This is a genomic window from Agrobacterium sp. P15N1-A (assembly GCF_044626815.1).
GTDB classification, from domain to species: domain Bacteria; phylum Pseudomonadota; class Alphaproteobacteria; order Rhizobiales; family Rhizobiaceae; genus Agrobacterium; species Agrobacterium leguminum.
Window position 1 is genome coordinate 384,022 of the sequence record NZ_JBIUPF010000002.1, and the last position, 19,410, is coordinate 403,431.

Consider the following 19,410-nt stretch of genomic DNA (forward strand, 5'->3'; position numbering starts at 1 on the left):
CGGATTTTTAAGAGTACGTATCGGGAAATTTGCCGCTATGTAGGGTAAATAGGACCTTGGGGCAACCTCTGGCACGATTATGACCCCATGATTATGACAAGCTGCGCGATGAGACGATGGGTGCGATGATGAATGAGACGACCGATAACCTCGCGTTCAGCCAGATCCAGAGACTGGAGGCCCCTTCCGGCGCCTCCATCGCTTTCCGTCATCAGCCTTCCGCCCTCCCCGCCCGCGGCGTGCTCATGATCTGCCACGGTCTTGTGGAACATGCCGGCCGTTACCGCCGTTTTGCCGACGTCATGTCGCAGCAGGGTTTCGAAGTCTATGCCCACGACCATCGCGGCCACGGTCGCACGAAAGCGGCGGATGCGCCTCTTGGCCGTTTTGCCTGGAGGAACGGTGCTGAAAAAGTCGTGGCCGACGTCATGGCGATACGCGTGATGGCCGGTGAAAGACATCCCGGCCTGCCGGTGATCCTGTTCGGCCATTCCATGGGCGGCCTCGTGGCGCTCAACACCGCCGTCAGCCATCCGGATGCCTTTGATGGCCTGTCGATCTGGAATTCCAATCTCAATCCCGGCCTCATGGGCCGTCTCGCGCAGGTCGTGTTGCGGCTTGAAAAGATGCTGAAGGGCTCGGATGTGCCGAGCGCCATCCTGCCGAAGGCGACATTCCGCGCCTGGAACGCAAAAATGCCGGAAAAGCGCACCCACGCGGACTGGCTGAGCCATGACAGGGCGGCTGTGGACGCGTATGTGGAGGACCCGCTCTGCCAGTTTGAGGCAAGCGTTTCCCTGTGGCAGGACGTCTTCGAACTCTCCTACCGCGCGCCGAAACTCATCGAGCGCCTGCCGAAGACATTGCCGCTTTTGCTGGTCAGCGGCGATCAGGATGCCGCCACCAATGACGGCAGGGAGATCGTCTGGCTGGCAGAACGTTTCCGGGAGGCAGGTTTCAGCCATGTCGAGCACACGATCTACAAGGGCATGCGGCACGAGACCTTGAACGAAATCGGCTGGCAGCCCGTAGCAGCGGATTTCGCCGCCTGGTGCGGCCGCGTCGTGGATGACAGTAAAACGCCCTCCCCGTCATTCCGGCCCTGAGCCGGAATCCAGCCGACGCGCGTCTGCGCGGCGAGAAGAGTCTTTTCAGCCCAATGACTTGGGCTGGCTGGATTCCGGCTCAAGGCCGGAATGACGGAATTAGGGGACTCTCAAAACACAACGAATGTCGAAGCTGCCGTGTCAGACCCAGTTTAGTGCCGTTCCAAAACGGAATAAGTCCATGAGATAAAATCACATGCGACGTGGCAAGCAGCGGTCTATAAACCGGCAGACACAAATACCGGGGGACCGATGACCGACATGCCGAACAGGAAACCGCCGCTCTCCGGCATCCGCGTCATTGAACTCGCGCGTGTTCTGGCCGGTCCCTGGGCAGGGCAGATGCTGGCCGATATGGGGGCTGACGTCGTCAAGGTGGAAAATCCCGAGGGCGGCGACGATACCCGCGCATGGGGGCCGCCCTTCGTCGAAAGCGATGATGGAGAAAACCTCTCCGCCGCCTATTACCATGCCACCAATCGCGGCAAGCGCTCCATCGTCGCCGATCTGAAGACGCCTGAGGGCTGCGAGCTGGTGCGCCGGCTGGTGCGCACCGCCGATGTCGTCATCGAAAATTTCAAGCGCGGCGGGCTTGCCAAATATGGCCTCGACTACGAAAGCCTGAAGGCGCTCAATCCGAAGCTGATCTATTGCTCCATCACTGGCTTCGGCCAGACCGGGCCTTATGCCGATCTCGCCGGATACGACTATATCGTGCAGGGCATGTCCGGCTTCATGTCGATTACCGGCGAAGCCGACGGCCAGCCGATGAAGGCGGGTGTGGCGGTTGCCGATATTTTCACCGGCATCTATTCCGTGTCAGCCATTCAGGCGGCGCTGATCCATGCCATCCGCACTGGCGAAGGCCAGCATATCGACATGGCCCTTCTCGATGTGCAATCGGCCGTGCTCGCCAACCAGAACATGAATTACCTGATTTCCGGCAAGCCTCCCGTTCGGCTCGGCAACGCCCATCCGAATATCTCCCCCTATGAGGTGGTGCCGACGGCCGACGGTTTCCTGATCCTCGCGGTCGGTAATGACGGCCAGTTCCGCCGCCTCTGCACCATTCTCGGCATCGGCGCGATTGCCGATGACGAACGTTACGCGACGAACAAGGCCCGCGTAGCCCATAAGGTCGAGGTGCGGCAAATCGTTTCCACCGAAACGCTGAAATGGCAGAAGGGCGATCTTCTGACCGCCTGCGAAAAGAATGCCGTCCCCGCAGGGCCGATCAATTCCATCGAGGAAATGTTCGCCGATCCGCAGGTGAAGGCGCGCGGCCTCCGCGTCGATCTGGAGGCGGAAGACGGCACCGTCATCCCCGGTGTCCGCACACCCATTATCATGTCGCAAACGCCGCTGCGTTATGAACGCCCCAGCCCGAAGCTCGGCGAACATCAGGCGCAGGTGCTGGCCGAACTGGAAAACATCGAAAGGACCACGACGCCATGACTGCAGCCGGAATGAAAAGAACAGGCGGGCAATTGATCGTCGAAGCGCTGAAGGCCAATGGCGTCTCCCGCGTTTCCTGCGTTCCGGGCGAAAGCTATCTCGCCGTGCTGGATGCGCTTTATGAAAGCGGCATCGAAACCGTTGTCTGCCGCCAGGAAGGCGGCGCTGCGATGATGGCCGACACATGGGGCCGGCTGACGGGCGAACCCGGCATCTGCATGGTGACCCGTGGACCGGGTGCGACCAACGCCTCGGCAGGCCTGCACATCGCAAGACAGGATTCCATTCCGATGATCCTGTTCATAGGCCAGGTGCAGCGCGAAGCGCGTGAGCGTGAGGCGTTTCAGGAAGTGGAATATCGCCGCGCCTTCACCGAATTCGCCAAATGGGTGGGCGAGATCGACGATGCCCGCCGCATTCCCGAATTCGTTACCCGCGCCTTTGCCGTGGCCACCTCCGGCCGCCCCGGCCCGGTGGTGCTGACGCTGCCCGAAGACATGCTGGTGGAAGAGGTCGAAGCGCCTGAGGCAAAGCCCTATACTCCGGTCGAGGCACATCCCGGCCCGTCGCAGATGGCCGCCTTCGCAAAAATGCTGGGCGAGGCGAAGCGCCCGGTCTTCATCATCGGTGGCACCCGCTGGTCCGAGGAAAGCGTGGCGGGCTTCAAGGTTTTTGCCGAAAACAACAAGCTGCCCGTCGGCTGTTCCTTCCGCCGCCAGATGCTGTTCGATCACTTCAGCCCCTCCTATGCCGGCGATGTCGGCATCGGCATCAATCCGGCGCTGGCCAAGGAGATCAAGGAGGCCGATCTCGTGGTGCTGCTCGGCGGCCGCCTCTCCGAAATGCCGTCTTCCGGTTATACGCTGCTCGACATCCCCTACCCGTCGCAGAAACTCGTCCATATCTATCCGGAAGCCGAAGAGCTTGGCCGCGTTTACCGTCCCGATCTCGCAATCTGCGCCGCACCGGAAAATTTCGTCGCTGCCCTCTCCTCCATCTCGCTTCCGGCAAAAACAGCATGGGCCGAGCGCACGGCCGCCATGCACGCTGCTTATCTCAACTGGTCCACCCCACCGCAGACCGGCCCCGGCGCGGTGCAGATGGGTCCGATCATGGACTGGATCGAGGCCAATGTGCCCGAGAATGCGATCTTCACCAATGGAGCGGGTAATTATGCCACCTGGGTGCACCGCTTCCACCGCTTCCGCCGCTTCAACACGCAATCGGCCCCGACATCAGGCTCGATGGGTTACGGTCTGCCGGCGGCGGTCGCCGCGAAGCACCTTTTCCCGGAGCGTGAGGTGATCTGCTTTGCCGGCGACGGCTGTTTCATGATGCACGGACAGGAATTCATCACCGCGGTCCGTTACGGCCTGCCGATCATCACGGTACTGGTCAATAACGGCACCTATGGCACGATCCGCATGCATCAGGAGCGGGAATATCCCGGCCGTGTCAGCGGCACCGATCTTGTCAATCCGGATTTCAACGCCTTTGCCAAAGCCTATGGCGGCCACGGCGAAACGGTGGAAAAGACCGAAGACTTCGCCGCCGCCTTCGAACGGGCGCGGGCCAGCGGCAAGCCGGCCATCATCGAGGTGAAGCTGGATGCGGAAGCCATCACGCCGACGCGTACCCTGACGCAGATCAGGACCGGAAGCTGATATTACGCATGGACACGGCTCCGGCATGGTGTAAATCCTGACTGAAACATACAGCTTAGGAAACGACATGCCGGATGCAGCCCCTCCAGTCATCACCCCGCGCGGCGCAAAAATCGAGCCCTCGGCCGGCGCGCCTTTCGAGGCCGTGCGCGTGGCCCGCGATGTGCTGCACACTTCCCGCACGGCAGCGCTTGCGACCCTCGATCCCGTCAGCGGTTATCCCTATACGACCGCAACCAATATCGGCATCGAACCGGATGGCACGCCGTTCTTCTTCGCGGCGGGGCTGACGCTGCATGCCCGCAACATGGAGGCGGACGCGCGCATCTCGCTGACGCTCGCCCCCTTCGGCAAGGGTGACGCGCTGACGCTGCCGCGCCTGACACTGGTAGGCAAGGCGGAGCAAATCGGCCCGGATGAAGTGCCGCTCGCCATCGCGCGCTACATTGCCCGCTACCCCAAAGCGAAACTTTATCTCTCCCTTCCCGACACGAGGCTTTATCGGCTGCGGACGGAAGGTGTGCAGATCAATGGCGGCCCGGCCCGCAACGCCAGCAACATCACCCCGGCCGATCTGCGCACCGATCTCTCAGGCGCAGACGAACTGATGGCGGCGGCGGAAAGCGAAGCGATCCGCCTCAACGCCATCAAGGGCGAAGCGGCCCGGCTCGCCGTTCTCGCCGGCGCAAAGGCTGGCCGCTGGACGATCACCTCCATCGACCCGGATGGTATCGATCTCGCCTCGGCCAGCGATCTGGCCCGGCTTTGGTTTGAGGAGCGGGTGACGACGTTGAAGCAGTTTGAGAAGTCGCTTGCTTCGCCGGTGAGGTGACGGACGCAAGCGATTCAAAAAACATGAAAATTGCTTCTACTTGGCATTTTGTGGCCATGTCGCCACGCCGCGCCGTCACCCGGACTAGATCCGGGATCCCGCGCGATCAAGTCCTTGATCGTGAAAGACTCTTTTCACGGCGCAGACGCGCCGTGGCTGGATGCCGGGTCAAGCCCGGCATGACGGGGAGAGTTTTTGACCCCATCCCATCGAAAAGGCCGGGCCGCTTTCCGCGACCCGGCCCTTTCTTAAAAACTCAGACGGATGCTCAGAGAGCAGCGGTCACGATGAATTCAACCTTGTAGTCCGGCGTTGCCAATGGTGCGCCGCTGGTGGCGCGGGCCGGCGGGTTTGCCGGGTCGATCCAGCCTTCCCAGACAGCGTTCATTTCGCCGAAGGTGGACATGTCGGAGAGGTAGATGATCGTCTGCAGGATCTTCGACTTGTCCGAACCGGCAGCGGCCAGCAGGCGGTCGACTTCAGCGAGAGCGGACTTGCTCTGTTCCGTAACGCTCGTGCCCTCGCCAACCTGGCCGGCCAGATAAACGGTGTTGCCGTGAACGACGGCGCCGCTCATGCGCTTGCCCGGCTCGATACGCTTGATGGTCATGGAAAACTCCTGTTGATTGGCATTTAAAATAGAATGATGCGCGGAAAATCAGCCGCGCAGGTGATGGGTCTTTTCGTAAATCGCCGTCGAGCGCGCGCCGGAACGGCAATAGCCGAGCATCGGGCGCTGCAATTCGTCCAGTGCGTCCACCATGCCGGCAACGGCATCAGCGTCGACGCCATAACGACCGACAGGCACATGCATGATGGTAATACCGAGCTGCTCTGCGCGCTCGGCAATATCGGCGAAAAGCGGCTGGCCGTCTTCTTCACCATCAGGGCGGTGGCAGACGATCGACTTGAAGCCGAGCGCCTTGATCTCGTCGAGATCGGCGACGCTGATCTGTCCCGTTACCGAATATTCGTCGTCTATGCGCCTGATATCCATGTCATGCCTCCGCTGAAACCGGCGTCCGCGCCGCTGGCACGCTCTCGCCACCCTTAGAAATCCGCATCCGATGTAAGGGCTCAAAACCCATGCGTCAATGATGCGGTGTCCTCATTCGGTACGGCATTCAGACGATGGAAAAACGCAGGCCGAAGGAGCGGCTTTCACCCGGCTGGAGAATATTGAACTCACCGGCCGCCTCAAGCTCGCTCCGCCCGACCCAGCGGTGCGAAACCGGCTCGATGCCGAGCACATTGGCCGGCGCCTGCTGGTTGCGCCACATCTGCAGATAGGGCAGCGTTTCCGTGCGAAAACGGACGGCCAGCGTCTTCCCGCCGATGGTCGCAATCGGTCCGAGCGCGAGCGACGCCCACTCGTCATCACCGGCGGGAACGCAGAAAACGGTGCCCGGCTCTTCGCCGAAACGCCAGCCGTGGCCGCCACCGTCGAACATCGCGCCTTGAAGTCGCACGTCATCGTCGAAGAGGCGCGCGCCGATATTCATGTGATACATCAGGAACACCGGAATCGGCCGCTCGGAGGTGTTGACGATCCGGTCATCGAGGCTGACTTCGCCGCTTTCCCCGTCGATACGCCATGTCCGTTCCAGAAGTGCGGTGCCACCATCGGCAAGCTTCACGGGAACCTCGACGCGCGCCAGTGCATTGGACTCATGAACATCGAACGCGATGACCGTCGCGGGATGGGAGGAAAAGGATCCATGCAATGGGTATCGACGCCCCTCACCGTCGCCATGGATCGGCTCGGGATGGCGGATATGGTCGGGGCCGCAGGTGAACAGAAAGCCTTCCAGCGAATGGTCGATGCGCGCATCGCCATCATCGGGGATGGCGCGGCCGGGCGCGATGTCGATGCCATCGACAACACAGGCGCCGATATCGAAAACGGAGGTTTCATCGAGGAAAATGCGTGGCGATCTGCCGGCCTGAAACGAACGCAAGACAACCTCCCTGTGGCAGTAAAAACGCATGAATCACGGAAACGCTACTAGTCGTGACGGAAATTAAGATTGCATTAACCGCGAATTCACCTTTTTCACAATAGGGTCAAGATTGCGGTGTGTTTATCGGTGAACAAGCAAGGGATAGCAGAATCGTGAAACAGTTTCTTAACGCAGCTCTGGGTCTGACAGTCGCGCTGGTGGCAGCTATCGCCCCGCTACAGGCTGGCGCGCAGCAGCGTTATGGCGATCAGCAGACGATGCTGGTGACCCCGGACGGTCGCGTGCTCGACTTCATGCCGGAGCGCGGCGATATCGTCATCAGCCGCGATTCCATGGGACGCACGGTGTTTTACGACCAGTACGGCAATCTTCTCGCCACCGAAATGCCCTCCGGCTACCAGCAGCGGCAGCAGGCGCGCCAGCGCGACACCACCTATTATCCGCCGGCCCCCGGCGGCCAGTATCGCGAGCCGCAGCGCGACTACGGCTATCAGGACAATGGCAGCGTGCGCGATTACCGCGAATATCGCGGCGACGGTTCCGACGAGAATTTCTATACCGGCTCCGTTCCCGCACCCGGTGCGGTGGAAAGCGGCCCGCTCGGCCAGCCGATGCCGGGCGAAAGCACCACGGCCGCCGTTCCGCAGCCGGACCACCTGATCGAGCGCCATACGCCGGTAACGACGCCGGTCAATCGCTCGCGCCAGGAAATCGTTGCGCTTCAGACATTCCTTGATCGCGAGGGCATCTCGCCCGGCGTGATCGACGGCAAGATGGGCGACAACGTCAACAAGGCGATTGCCGCCTGGCAGGACATGACGGGCGAGAAGCTCGACCCCAACAATTCCGATGACATTCTGGAGCGTCTGCGCGCTTCCGGCGGCATGCCTATTGTCGACTACACCATCACCGCCGCCGACGCCGCCGGCCCCTATGTCGCCTCCATTCCGGACGACTATGCCGAAAAGTCGCAGCTGCCCGCTCTGTCCTTTACCTCGACTTCGGAAGCGCTCGCCGAACGCTTCCATATGGATGAGAACTATCTGAAGGAACTGAACCCGGGCATCGATTTTTCCGTTCCCGGCACCATCATCAAGGTCGTCAATCCGGGCGAGACGAAAAAGGGACAGGTTGCCCGCATCGTCGCACATAAGGGCATCAAGCAGGTCTTCGCCTATGGTCAGGACGGCAATCTGATCGCCGCCTATCCGGCCACCATTGGTTCCACGGATACGCCCTCGCCGAGCGGCACGCACACGGTGGAGCGCATCGCGCTCAATCCCGGCTACACCTATAATCCGAAGATCAACTTCAAGCAGGGCCAGAACGACAAGATCCTGCAGATTCCCCCGGGTCCGAATGGCCCGGTCGGCACGGTCTGGATTGCGCTGTCGAAGCCGACCTACGGCATTCACGGCACGCCGGAACCCTCGAAGATCGGCAAGACCAACAGCCACGGCTGTATCCGCCTGACCAACTGGGATGCGACCGAACTGGCAAAAATGGTCCGCCCCGGCGTGGTGGTCGAATTCGCGGAATAGGATCGACCGAAAGAAAAAAGAAAAAGCCCGGCGGTTTGGTCCGCCGGGCTTTTTTTCCATTTATGGCCTTTCAGTCGCGTTTTTCCGTCAGGAAATACAGCAGGGCGGCCACCGGCAAGGCGAAACCGATCCACGAGGCGGCTTGCCATTCGCCGACGGCATAAGCCCAGCCACCCACGGCGGAACCGATTGCGCCGCCCATGAAGAATGTCGCCATATAGATGCCGTTCAGGCGGCTGCGGAATTCCGCTCCGAGCGTGAAGATGGCACGCTGGCCAAGCACCAGATTGGTGGTGACGCCGAAATCCAGAACGATGGCCGCGGCGACCAGAATGGCGAGCGCCAGATGCGAGCCTTCGGGCGCAAGATGCGTGACGGCGAAGGAGAGTGCCACCGCCAGCAGGGCAAAGAAGGTGGCCGCACGCGTCCAGCCACGATCCGCCATCCGCCCGGCAATCGGCGCGGCCACGGTGCCGGCGGCACCGGCCAGTGCGAAGAGCGCGATCTCACCCTGACTGAGATTGAAATGCGGTCCGCTCAGATAAAGCGGTGTCGTGGTCCAGAACAGGCTGAAGGCCGCAAACAAAAAGGCGTGATAGATCGCCCGCCGCCGCAGAATCGGCGTGTGCAGCGCCAGCCGGCCCATCGAAGCCATCAGGGCCCCGTAGTTCAGCCGCGCATCGGGCATACGGGCGGGCAGAAGCCGGAAAAGCACCACGGCAAGAAGCGCCATGACGGCCGCAGAGGTCAGAAACACACCACGCCAGGAGACCACTTCCGACAAAAGGCTGGAAACCGGCCGCGCCAGCATGATGCCGGCCATCAGCCCGCTCATGACATTGCCGACCACCCGGCCACGAATGGCGTGCGGCGCCATGTGGGCGGCATAGGGAACGATGACCTGCACCGCGACCGAACTGACGCCGACCAGAAAGGCCGCAATCAGAAACGGGGCCGCATGCGGCGCGAATGCCGCCGCCACAAGGGAAAGCACCGCCATCGAGACGGAACCGACCACCAGCTTGCGGTTTTCAACGAGATCGCCAAGCGGCACGACAAACAGCAGACCGATACCGTAACCGATCTGGGTCAGGGTCACGATCAAGCCTGTAGCGCCGGCAGAGAGGCCAAGCTCCGCCCCGATGATGCCGGCCAGCGGCTGGCCATAATAAAGATTTGCGGCAATCAGTCCGCAGGCTGTCGCCAAGAGGAACGTCAAGGCCGGGGAAATGGATGTTGCCTCGACATCATCCCCTTCAATTACACGCGTCGTCATCATTTTCTCCAATATGGAAACAACCGTTTCCTAAATAGTCACAAAATCAATCGGCAAGCTTCATGGCGATATCCACCACGGCCACCATGTCTTTGAGGCTTCGCCCCGTTTTTCCCACCACACGCATGCCGTACATCATGCACAGCATCGCCCGGGCGAGATCGTCGGGATCGGCCTTCGAACGCACGGAACCATCCTTCTGCCCTTCGGCAACGAGGCGGGCGACAATTCGCTCCCTCGCCTTCACCGCCCGCTCGACCACGATTGCAATATCGTCATCCAGAGCCGCCAGATCGGCAGCAGCACCAACCACCAGACATCCGTCAGAGCCGACACCGCCATGCGACCGTTCCGCATAGAACATCAGGCCCGCCCTCAGACGCTCATAACCGGTGTCACAACCGGCCACCGCCGCCTCGAAACGCTCGGTCTGCACGATCCTGTAGCGTTCCATCGTGGCGATGAAGATGGCTTTCTTGTCCTTGAAAGCCTTGTAAAGACTGCCCTGCGCCAGTTCCATCGCATCGGTGAGATCACCGACGGAGGTGGCATGATAACCGCGTCGCGAAAAAACACGGATCGCCCCATCGAGCGCACGGTCGACGTCAAACTCGCGCGGCCTGCCGCGATGGCGCTGTTCCGGTGAAAGGGTCTGGTTGATATTGCTCATGGCCGGAATATAGGAAACGATCATTTCCAAATCAAGCAAATAATGAAACCGGCGCGGAAAAGCGACGACTGACACGCCGGCAAGCCTGACGGCCGCCAATGGTCCGAGGCAGCATCATCCGTCTGCGATTATGAGCGCCGCAGACGGATCGAAAATTGAAAGCAATATTTCAGGCGGCTTTACGGGTGAAAAGGCGCGCGGGTGGCGTACCGAGCCGCAACAGGCGTTTCGGCAGCAGGCCAAGCACTTCGTCCGCGAATGCTCTGGCATTCTCGACCGCCTTGTCGATATTGCTCACCTTGGTCTTATCGAGACAGAGAAGCGTGCCGCCAAGGTCGAAAATATCGCGATAGGCGGCTCTCTCGACGATCGGGGTGTTGAGAACCGAGACCTTTTTCTCGGCCAGCAGCATCTTGACCAGCAGCAGCGAACGCGTCGCCACCATGGCGTTGACCCGCGTCAGCACGATGGAATGGGCAATCTCCTTGCCCATCTTGCGGTTCAAAAATTCGATATGGTCCAGAACCTCGGCGGCCCCGCGCGCATCCATGGCGCAGCCCTGAACCGGGATCAGCACATGATCGGAAATGCCGAGAGCCATGGTCAGAAGCGGGGTCTTCGCTCCCGGCAGATCGATGATGAAACAGTCGGTGCTGGTTTTATTCTCGCGAACATGGCCCTCAAGCGATGCCATCGTCACATGCGAAATCACCGAAAGATTTTCGATATCGCCTGATAATTCGTGCCAGCGGGAAATCCACAATTGCGGATCGGCATCCAGAACCGTCACGCGGTAACCGCTGCGGGCCAGTTCGGTTGCCAGAAGCAGCACGGCCGTGGTTTTTCCGGCACCGCCCTTGGTGTTGGCGAAAGTGATGACTGACATGATACCCCCTGTTGGTCAGAGCCGTTTCATGCTCATTCACGCACCGAAGCAATTCATGGTGCTTTCCATAATCTTAACGAACAGGGTTAATAAAAGGCTAAGAACGGTTATGCCGCGCAACGAAAAGCCCGCGACCGGGTCGTCGCGGGCTGGATTAGAGATCGTACGTAGCTCGCTCCCGGCGCAGGGCACGACGTTGCCATTTGTTTCCCTCCCCGCCGGGGAGAAGGTGGCCCGAAGGGTCGGATGAGGGGCAACGTTGCCGGAATTCGGAGAGCTTGCCCCCTCATCCCGCTGCCGCGGACTTCTCCCCCTCGGGGAGAAGAAACAAGCAGCACCCTCTCAACCTCTCACAAACCTGATGAATAAAGGTAGCTCCTTAAAAGCAAGCCTCAAAAAGCGCCTTGGTATTTTCCAGCGTCATCGGCACCGGATTGCCACCGCAGCTCGGATCCTTGATCGCTTCCGCCGCCAGTTCGTCGATACGATCCGGCTTGATGCCCATGGCGGTCAGGTTTTCCGGTACGCCGAGTTCCTTGCGAAGTTCCAGCACGTAATCATAAAAACCGTTGAAACCGCCGGAGATACCGAGATAGGCGGCCGCGCGAGCAATCTTGTCTTCGATGGCAGGGCGGTTGAAGCGCAGCACCGCCGGCATGACGACGGCATTGGTCATGCCGTGATGGGTGTTGTAGACAGCGCCGATCGGATGCGAGAGCGAGTGAATGGCACCGAGACCCTTCTGGAAGGCCACCGCCCCCATCGCCGCCGCTGCCATCATATTGGTGCGCGCTTCGATATCCGTGCCGTCCTTGTAGGCGCGCGGCAGGAATTCCTTGACGAGACGCAGGCCCTCCAGCGCCACGCCGGCGCTCATCGGGTGATAGAACGGCGAGGAATAGGCTTCAAGGCAATGCGCGAAGGCATCCATGCCCGTGCCGGCCGTGATGACCTTCGGCATGCCGACCGTCAGCTCCGGATCGCAGATGACGACGCCCGGCAAGAGCTTCGGATGGAAGATGATCTTCTTCACATGGGTCTGCGAATTGGTGATGACGCTGGCACGACCGACTTCCGAACCCGTACCAGCGGTTGTCGGAACGGCGACGATCGGCGCAATCTTGGAAGCATCCGCCCGGGTCCACCAGTCGCCGATATCCTCGAAATCCCAGACCGGGCGTGTCTGTCCTGCCATGAACGCGATGGTTTTGCCGAGATCGAGACCCGAGCCGCCGCCGAAGGCGACGACACCGTCATGGCCGCCATCGCGATAGGCTTTCACACCGGCTTCCATGTTGATCTCGTTGGGGTTCGGATCGACCTCGGCGAAGATCGCCCGGCCGAGACCCGCCTCTTCCAGCACGTCGAGCGCATGCGCGGTGATCGCCATATTGGCAAGGCCGCGATCCGTCACGAGCAGCGGCTTCTTGATGCCGAGCGTCTTGCAGGCTTCCGCCAGTTCCTTGATCCGGCCACGGCCAAGCTTGACGGCGGTGGGGTAGCTCCAGTTGGCGACGATATTCATTTCGTGACTTTCTTCAGATGGTAGGATTTCGGGCGGGTCAGGTTCTGGAAACCAAGGACAGAAAGCGAACCGCCACGGCCGGTTTCCTTCACGCCGGTCCAGCAAAGCGCCGGATCCAGATAATCGGCGCGGTTCATGAACACGGTTCCGGTCTCGATTTCGCGGCCGATCCTCGCTGCCCGTGTCGCATCCTGCGTCCAGAGCGAAGCGGTGAGGCCGTATTTGCTGTCATTCATCAGCGCGATGGCTTCATCGTCGTTCTTGACCTTCATGATGCCGATGGCGGGACCGAAAGTCTCTTCGGTCATGAATTCCATGGAATGATCGACATTGACGAGGATCTGCGGCGCGACATAAGCACTCTCGCCATCATCGGCCGGGAAAAGCTTCTGATCGACCAGCGCCTTGGCGCCCTTGGCAACGGCGTCGGCAATCTGCGCCCGCACCACCTTGGCAAACCGCTTGTTGGCCATCGGCCCGAGCGTGGTTTCCTGCTCGAGCGGATTGCCGAGCTTGTAGTTCGAAACCCACGCCACGGACTTCTCGACGAATTCGTCGTAAAGGTTTTCATTGACGTAGATGCGCTCGATACCGCAGCAGCATTGCCCGGAATTATAGGTGCCGCCATCCATCAGCGTATCGACGGCGGCGTCGAGATCGGCATCCTCCATCACATAACCGGGGTCCTTGCCGCCGAGTTCAAGCCCGAGGCCGGTGAAGGTGCCGGCCGCGGCGCGCTCAATGGCGCGACCGCCTTCCACCGAACCGGTGAAATTGACGAAGTTGAACAGGCCCTCGGAAATCAGCGCAGAAGTCGTTCCATGGTCGAGGAAGACGTTGATGAAGACATCGTCAGGCACCCCAGCCTCGACAAAAGCCCGCACCATGCGTTCGCCGACCAGCAACGTCTGCGCCGCATGTTTGATGACCACCGTATTGCCGGCCATCAAAGCGGGCGCGACGGTGTTGATCGCCGTCATGTAAGGATAGTTCCACGGCGCGATGACGAAGACCACGCCATGCGCCTCGCGCTCGATGCGGCGTTCGAAATTGCCGCTTTCCTCGATGACGAGCGGCGCCAGCGCATCAGCCGCAATCGATGCGACATAATTGGAGCGCTCGTTGAAGCCCTTGAACTCGCCGCCATAACGAACCGGACGGCCCATCATATGCGCCAGTTCCGGCACAACGTCCGCTACCATTTCGTTGAGGCGCGCCACACCCTTCAGAACCAGCTGAACCCGGTCCTCAAGTGGACGTCGAGCCCAGTCTTTCTGGGCCTTGCGCGCTTTCGAAACGGCGGCCCGCGCCGCCTCCAGCGACATCGCCTCCCGCTCGGCATAAACCGAGCCGTCGATGGGCGAGATATTCTGGATCATGGTCATGATATTTTCCCGTAATGATTAGGCCCGTTCGAAACCGCGCGCCACTTCCCAGTCGGTCACACGGCGGTCGTATTCTTCCTGTTCCCACCGTCCGGCATGAACGTAATGATCGATCACATCATCGCCGAAGGCGTTGCGCAGCATTTTCGATCCGTCCAGAAAGGCAGTGGCGTCACGCAGGGTCTTGGGTATCTCGCGCACATCCTTGCCGCCATAGGCGTCACCGACAAAAGCGGGCTCAAGTTCAAGTTTATTTTCGATGCCGTCAATGCCCGCCGCAAGAAGAGCCGCCATCGCGAGATAGGGATTGAGATCGGATCCGCCGACGCGGCATTCGATGCGGATGCCCTTCGTGCCCTCGCCACAGAGACGATACCCGGCCGTGCGGTTGTCGAGGCTCCAGATCGCCTTGGTCGGCGCAAACGTGCCGGCCATGAACCGCTTGTAGGAATTGATATAGGGCGCGAGGAAATAGGTTATCTCGCTGGCATGGGCGAGAAGCCCGGCAACATAATGCCGCATCAGCTCCGACATGCCGTGTTTGGCGTCCTTGTCGAGGAAGGCCGGCGTCTTGCCGTCAGCGCTCCAGAGAGACTGGTGAATATGCGAGGAACTGCCGGCGGCGTTGTAATTCCACTTGGCAAGGAAAGTCACCGCCTTGCCCTTCGACCACGCAATCTCCTTGGTCGCGTTCTTGATGATGGCGTGCCGGTCGGCCATGGTCAGCGCATCGGCATAACGAACGTTGATCTCCGCCTGGCCGGGAGACGCCTCGCCCTTGGAGTTTTCAACCGGAATACCGGCGCCCTGCAGGCCCTTGCGCAGCGCCCGCATGACGTCCTCTTCCTTGGTGGTCTGGAAGATATGGTAATCCTCGTTGTAACCACTGGCGAGGTTCAGCCCCCTGTAGCCGCTGGCGCGCGCCGCATCGAAGGTCTGGTCGAACAGGAAAAATTCCAGCTCGGTCGCCATAAAGGCTTTCAGCCCCATGGCCTCCAGCCGCGCCACCTGCTTTTTCAGCAACGCACGCGGCGAATGCGGCACCTCTTCATGGGTGTGATGGTCAAGTACATCGCATAGCACCAGCGCCGTGCCTTCCAGCCACGGCACGCGCCGCAGCGTCGAAAGATCGGGTTTCAGCACATAGTCGCCATAACCCTTTTCCCAGCTGGAGGATTTATAGCCGGGAACGGTCTCCATCTCCATGTCGGTGGCAAGCACGTAATTGCAGCTATGGGTTTCCTCAAAGGCGCTTTCGACGAAGAATTCGGCCTGGAACCGTTTGCCCATCAGACGCCCCTGCATGTCGACAAGGCAGGCCAGAACCGTGTCGATGCGCCCTTCGGCGACATCCATTTTAAGCGCGTCGAATGTATAGCTCGTCATTTTGTCCGTTCCCATTTTATTGTGGCGACCGGGCGGCCGGCATGCGGCCGCCCGTTTGTTTGAACATCATGCCTTTGCAGCCGCTGCGGCAACCGCAGCCTGCTTGTGCTCCAGCGCGAATTCCTCTTCCGGCGACAGGATGAGGCGATGGCGTCCGACAAAGGCGAAATAGGCAATCGCCACGGCAAACCAGACGGCGACCCAGAGCACGCCCTTGGTGAAGTTCGGATCCTGGATCTGGTAAAGCAGCGTGACGATGGCGATGATAACAGTCAACACCGCGCCCGGAATGCCGAAGGGCGAACGGAACGGCCGCTCGATATGCGGCAGGTTCTTCCGGAGCAGGATGAAGGAAATCGCCTGCATGATGTAGGAGAACATCGCACCGAATACGGCCATGTTCAAAAGCACGCTGCCGATGATGCTGCCGCCCTGTTCCGCACCCAGCGCGAACCAGATGACGAGCATGACCGCGAGACCGACAATCGCGCCGGAAATATTGGCCACGTATGGCGTGCGGTATTTGGAATGGGTGATCGACAGCACCGTCGGGAAGTAACCCGCACGCGACAGCGAATAGATCTGGCGACCCTGCGCGTAGAGGATCGTGTGGAAGCTGGCGATCAGGCCGGTAAGCGCGACGAGACCGAGCAGCACCACGCCGCCATCGCCGTAGATCGCCTTGAAACCATCGAGCAGCGGCTCCAGCGAGGAGCCGAGATGGAAGGCGCCGACGCCCGGCAGGGACGGGTTGAGCAGCACGATCATGAAGGCCGAAACCATCAGCGTCACCATGCCGAGGATGATGCCCTTCGGCATGTCGCGCTTGGGATCGACCGATTCTTCCGCCGCCAGCGGCAGCTGCTCGATGGCGAGAAACAGCCAGACCGCGAAAGGCAGCGTGGCGAGAACGCCCGAGAACCCGAAGGGGAAGAAGGAACCGCCGCCTTCCGGCAGCTCCACCGCCTTGCCGTCAGGTCCGACACCGATATTGAGCGCGAAACGCGAAAAATCGATGTTGGGAATGGCGCTGATCCAGAAGAACACCAGAACGGCAAGCGAAATCAGCGTGATAACCAGCGTCACCTTGAAGGAAAGCTCAAGCCCGAAGACATTGAGCGCAAGGAATATCGCGTAAAATGCTATCCACACGAAGGGTGAATAGGCAGGATCAAGGCCCAGAATGGAGTTCACATAGGCCGTGATGAAGGTGACGACGACCGCCGGCGTCAGCACATATTCGACATTCTCGCAAAGCCCGGTGATGAAGCCGCCCCATGGGCCCATCGCGGTGCGGGCGAAGGAATAGGCCGCACCCGTATGCGGCAAGGCCGGGCTCATTTCCGCGATCGAAAATGTCAGCCCGAGATACATGATGGCGATGATGATGCCCGCCACCAGCATGCCGCCCCAGCCGCCGGTGGAAAAGCCGAAATTCCATCCGGAAAAATGCCCGGAAATGACCGCGCCGACACCGAGCGACCAGAGCGACCACACGCCCGCATAACGGGATAGTCCGCGTTTTTCGAAATAGGATGCATCAGCCTTCTTGTAGCTGACGCCTGACGATGAACTGTCCATGCCCTTCTCTCCTGAATAAGAAAAAAACAAGCCAGTCAGCCGTTATTGGCCGATTGTGCCCCAGTTTCCGGCCTCACCCGGGAGTTCCCGCGATTGGCCGCACGCACTTGCTGTTCCCTTGCCGCTTCGTGTTTTTCCGGCTGCATGGCCGGTTTTTATAAAATGGCGGCAGTCTCATCTGGCAGCCGGCCCCGGTGTTTTCACCATCGGCCGGCCATAGCTCCCTCACTCATCGATAGATGAGAGCGCCTTCCCCATAAGCTCGTGGAGAAAACCGGCGATTGCCGCCTGCTCTCCTTCATTGGTGATGAGATCGTTGCGGATCTCGATCATGACGTTCAAAAGCCCGTCCGGCAGCGCATGCAGCCGCAGCGTATGCGTCACGCCGTCTTCCGGGCCATAGGGATCGTTACGGTTGACCGTAAGCGAGGCCCCTTCCGCGCCCGCCAGCATCGCATCCGCGAGACGGCTGTCGGTATCGTGCAGGATGCCGATCTCAACCTTTCGGAACCGGCCGTGATAAACCGGCGTGAAACTGTGGATGGTCACCACCACCACGTTGCGGCCATCCGCCTGCCGCGCGGCGATGATCTCGCTCACCCGGTCATGAAACGGCACATAAAGTGCTGAGGTGCGGGCGAACCGCTCCGCTTCGCTGAGATCGAAATTGCCGGGAATATCGTAAATCTCGCTTTTCACCGGCATGGCGGAAGGCGATTCGGGCGGCCGGTTGCAATCGTAGACAAGGCGCGAAAATCGCTGGTAGACGAGCGTGGCGTCAAACTTTTCCGAAAGCAGCCGGGCAACGGCCAGAGCGCCCGGATCCCACGCCGCATGGCTCGAAAGCACCTCCGGCGAAAGACCCAGTGTACCGAATTTCTGCGGGATGGTGGCGGAGGCATGCTCGCAGACGAGAAGGACGTCGCCCTTAGCCCCAGCATTCTCGATGCCGACGGCCTGCCCTTCCGCTTCTGTGAAAAACCGTGACCGCACCGTCATGCACGAACCCCGCCCGGAAACCCCGCCGCTCCGTCAATGCCGAAAAGAATTCTTCACATCATTGCGAGTGTCAAATGGAATTTTGAAATTTTCTCTTCATTTTCCCATTGACTCGATAGCTGGCACAGATGTTTATTTTAGCCATGCACCGGCAGAAGACCGGAAGGGGAAAAATTTGCGCAGCACGACGGCGACCGTGTCGGATGTCATCCATGCCCACTATGATGCGCTGACCCGTTCGGAAAAACGGCTGGCGGAGAGCCTGCTCGGCAACTACCCCGTCTCCGGCCTCGGCAGCATCACCACCATTGCGGAAAATGCCGGCGTTTCGACGCCGACGGTGGCACGCATGGTGCAGAAGCTCGGCTACAAAGGCTATCCGGAATTCCAGGCGCATCTGCACCAGGAACTCGAAGCGACAATCTCCGGCCCCATCGCCAAACATGACCGCTGGGCAACCAATGCGCCCGGCCTGCATATTCTAAACCGCTTCGCAGATGCCATCACCGGCAATCTGCGCGATACGCTGAGCGATCTAGACACCGCCGTCTTCGACAATGCCGCAGCGCTGCTTTCCGACCGCAAGCGCAGCATCTATTTCGTCGGAGGGCGCATCACCGGTGCGATTGCCGAATATTTCTTCACCCATATGCAGGTGATCCGGCCGAAGACGACGCTGATGTCGTCGAATTCCAGCGCCTGGCCGCAATATATGCTGAACATGAGCGCCGGCGACGTGCTCGTTATCTTCGACATCCGCCGCTACGAGCACGACATGACGACGCTGGCCGAAGTGGCGAAAGCCAACGGCGTGCAGATCATTCTCTTCACCGATCAATGGACATCGCCGGTGGCGCGCCACGCGCTGCACATTTTCCGCGTCAGGATCGAGGCTCCCTCGGCATGGGATTCCTCCGTTGTCACCCTGTTCGTGGTCGAAGCCCTGATCGAAGCGGTGCAGAGCGGCACCTGGGATGAAACCAGGGAACGCATGAATGCACTGGAAGGCCTGTTCGAACAGACGCGGCTGTTCCGCAGGCCGCAAAGAACATGAATTTGCATAGCCGGCATACGACTTGACGCGGATGCCGCACGCTGATTGGATACCTGCGATCGCCGCCAGCACGATAAAGCAGGGGAAAA

General features: G+C 60.4%; 17 protein-coding genes. 6 read left to right on the forward strand and 11 right to left on the reverse strand.

The window, feature by feature from the left end; genetic code table 11:
- Nucleotides 1–128: 128 nt before the first annotated feature.
- From ACIK7D_RS09870 to ACIK7D_RS09885, 4 genes are all read left to right on the forward strand, one after another.
- Nucleotides 129–1,106, forward strand: a complete 978-nt coding sequence (locus ACIK7D_RS09870) for an alpha/beta fold hydrolase (RefSeq protein WP_400156193.1) — start codon at nt 129–131, stop codon at nt 1,104–1,106.
- Nucleotides 1,107–1,358: 252 nt separating this feature from the next.
- Nucleotides 1,359–2,561 carry a CaiB/BaiF CoA transferase family protein gene (locus ACIK7D_RS09875; protein WP_400156194.1) on the forward strand — a complete coding sequence of 401 codons (1,203 nt, stop codon included), beginning with the start codon at nt 1,359–1,361 and terminating at the stop codon, nt 2,559–2,561.
- Nucleotides 2,558–4,225, forward strand: a complete 1,668-nt coding sequence (locus ACIK7D_RS09880) for a thiamine pyrophosphate-binding protein (protein ID WP_400156195.1) — start codon at nt 2,558–2,560, stop codon at nt 4,223–4,225. Before ACIK7D_RS09875 ends, ACIK7D_RS09880 begins: the two co-directional genes overlap by 4 nt.
- A gap of 67 nt (nt 4,226–4,292) precedes the next feature.
- Complete coding sequence (locus ACIK7D_RS09885) at nt 4,293–5,057, forward strand: HugZ family protein (RefSeq protein WP_400156196.1); 765 nt, start codon at nt 4,293–4,295, stop codon at nt 5,055–5,057.
- A gap of 268 nt (nt 5,058–5,325) precedes the next feature.
- Here the strand turns inward: ACIK7D_RS09885 and ACIK7D_RS09890 are convergent, their stop codons facing one another.
- From ACIK7D_RS09890 to ACIK7D_RS09900, 3 genes are all read right to left on the reverse strand, one after another.
- Nucleotides 5,326–5,667: a RidA family protein gene (locus ACIK7D_RS09890; RefSeq protein WP_003494829.1), complete on the reverse strand. Its 342-nt coding sequence runs from the start codon at nt 5,665–5,667 to the stop codon at nt 5,326–5,328.
- Between the two features lie 48 nt (nt 5,668–5,715).
- A complete protein-coding gene (locus ACIK7D_RS09895) occupies nt 5,716–6,054 on the reverse strand; it encodes a TIGR01244 family sulfur transferase (RefSeq protein WP_400156197.1) in 339 nt (112 codons plus the stop codon).
- A 127-nt stretch (nt 6,055–6,181) separates the two neighbouring features.
- Nucleotides 6,182–7,015, reverse strand: a complete 834-nt coding sequence (locus ACIK7D_RS09900; RefSeq protein WP_400156198.1) for an aldose 1-epimerase family protein — start codon at nt 7,013–7,015, stop codon at nt 6,182–6,184.
- 155 nt (nt 7,016–7,170) lie between these two features.
- Here ACIK7D_RS09900 and ACIK7D_RS09905 point away from each other — a divergent pair, with 155 nt between their 5' ends.
- The gene (locus ACIK7D_RS09905) at nt 7,171–8,559 is read left to right on the forward strand and encodes a L,D-transpeptidase (RefSeq protein ID WP_174025232.1); all 1,389 of its coding nucleotides are present in this window, start codon (nt 7,171–7,173) and stop codon (nt 8,557–8,559) included.
- Between the two features lie 70 nt (nt 8,560–8,629).
- On the opposite strand, the gene ACIK7D_RS09910 is transcribed toward ACIK7D_RS09905, so the two are convergent.
- From ACIK7D_RS09910 to ACIK7D_RS09945, 8 genes are all read right to left on the reverse strand, one after another.
- Nucleotides 8,630–9,835 (reverse strand): MFS transporter, encoded by a 1,206-nt coding sequence (locus ACIK7D_RS09910; protein WP_174025234.1) that lies wholly within the window; start codon nt 9,833–9,835, stop codon nt 8,630–8,632.
- 46 nt (nt 9,836–9,881) lie between these two features.
- On the reverse strand, nt 9,882–10,529 hold the full coding sequence (locus tag ACIK7D_RS09915) for a TetR/AcrR family transcriptional regulator (protein WP_080818665.1): 648 nt from the start codon (nt 10,527–10,529) through the stop codon (nt 9,882–9,884).
- 145 nt (nt 10,530–10,674) lie between these two features.
- Nucleotides 10,675–11,391, reverse strand: a complete 717-nt coding sequence (locus ACIK7D_RS09920) for an AAA family ATPase (RefSeq protein WP_400156199.1) — start codon at nt 11,389–11,391, stop codon at nt 10,675–10,677.
- 379 nt (nt 11,392–11,770) lie between these two features.
- Nucleotides 11,771–12,916, reverse strand: a complete 1,146-nt coding sequence (locus ACIK7D_RS09925) for an iron-containing alcohol dehydrogenase (protein ID WP_309578940.1) — start codon at nt 12,914–12,916, stop codon at nt 11,771–11,773.
- The gene (locus ACIK7D_RS09930) at nt 12,913–14,301 is read right to left on the reverse strand and encodes an aldehyde dehydrogenase family protein (RefSeq protein ID WP_149900146.1); all 1,389 of its coding nucleotides are present in this window, start codon (nt 14,299–14,301) and stop codon (nt 12,913–12,915) included. The genes ACIK7D_RS09925 and ACIK7D_RS09930 overlap by 4 nt, the downstream gene beginning before the upstream one ends.
- An 18-nt stretch (nt 14,302–14,319) precedes the next feature.
- Nucleotides 14,320–15,687 (reverse strand): glutamine synthetase family protein, encoded by a 1,368-nt coding sequence (locus ACIK7D_RS09935; RefSeq protein ID WP_400156200.1) that lies wholly within the window; start codon nt 15,685–15,687, stop codon nt 14,320–14,322.
- A 66-nt stretch (nt 15,688–15,753) separates the two neighbouring features.
- On the reverse strand, nt 15,754–17,268 hold the full coding sequence (locus tag ACIK7D_RS09940; RefSeq protein WP_137452948.1) for an amino acid permease: 1,515 nt from the start codon (nt 17,266–17,268) through the stop codon (nt 15,754–15,756).
- Nucleotides 17,269–17,493: 225 nt separating this feature from the next.
- A complete protein-coding gene (locus ACIK7D_RS09945; RefSeq protein WP_400156201.1) occupies nt 17,494–18,267 on the reverse strand; it encodes an N-formylglutamate amidohydrolase in 774 nt (257 codons plus the stop codon).
- Nucleotides 18,268–18,442: 175 nt separating this feature from the next.
- On the opposite strand from ACIK7D_RS09945, the gene ACIK7D_RS09950 reads away from it, so the two are divergent.
- The gene (locus ACIK7D_RS09950; protein ID WP_080816423.1) at nt 18,443–19,321 is read left to right on the forward strand and encodes a MurR/RpiR family transcriptional regulator; all 879 of its coding nucleotides are present in this window, start codon (nt 18,443–18,445) and stop codon (nt 19,319–19,321) included.
- Nucleotides 19,322–19,410 lie beyond the last annotated feature (89 nt).

Coding starts and splice junctions, on each gene's coding strand:
- ACIK7D_RS09870 (WP_400156193.1), top strand. CDS start 129: ATGAATGAGACGACCGATAACCTCGCGTTCAGCCAGATCCAGAGACTG.
- ACIK7D_RS09875 (WP_400156194.1), top strand. CDS start 1,359: ATGACCGACATGCCGAACAGGAAACCGCCGCTCTCCGGCATCCGCGTC.
- ACIK7D_RS09880 (WP_400156195.1), top strand. CDS start 2,558: ATGACTGCAGCCGGAATGAAAAGAACAGGCGGGCAATTGATCGTCGAA.
- ACIK7D_RS09885 (WP_400156196.1), top strand. CDS start 4,293: ATGCCGGATGCAGCCCCTCCAGTCATCACCCCGCGCGGCGCAAAAATC.
- ACIK7D_RS09890 (WP_003494829.1), bottom strand. CDS start 5,667: ATGACCATCAAGCGTATCGAGCCGGGCAAGCGCATGAGCGGCGCCGTC.
- ACIK7D_RS09895 (WP_400156197.1), bottom strand. CDS start 6,054: ATGGATATCAGGCGCATAGACGACGAATATTCGGTAACGGGACAGATC.
- ACIK7D_RS09910 (WP_174025234.1), bottom strand. CDS start 9,835: ATGACGACGCGTGTAATTGAAGGGGATGATGTCGAGGCAACATCCATT.
- ACIK7D_RS09915 (WP_080818665.1), bottom strand. CDS start 10,529: ATGATCGTTTCCTATATTCCGGCCATGAGCAATATCAACCAGACCCTT.
- ACIK7D_RS09920 (WP_400156199.1), bottom strand. CDS start 11,391: ATGTCAGTCATCACTTTCGCCAACACCAAGGGCGGTGCCGGAAAAACC.
- ACIK7D_RS09925 (WP_309578940.1), bottom strand. CDS start 12,916: ATGAATATCGTCGCCAACTGGAGCTACCCCACCGCCGTCAAGCTTGGC.
- ACIK7D_RS09930 (WP_149900146.1), bottom strand. CDS start 14,301: ATGACCATGATCCAGAATATCTCGCCCATCGACGGCTCGGTTTATGCC.
- ACIK7D_RS09935 (WP_400156200.1), bottom strand. CDS start 15,687: ATGACGAGCTATACATTCGACGCGCTTAAAATGGATGTCGCCGAAGGG.
- ACIK7D_RS09940 (WP_137452948.1), bottom strand. CDS start 17,268: ATGGACAGTTCATCGTCAGGCGTCAGCTACAAGAAGGCTGATGCATCC.
- ACIK7D_RS09945 (WP_400156201.1), bottom strand. CDS start 18,267: ATGACGGTGCGGTCACGGTTTTTCACAGAAGCGGAAGGGCAGGCCGTC.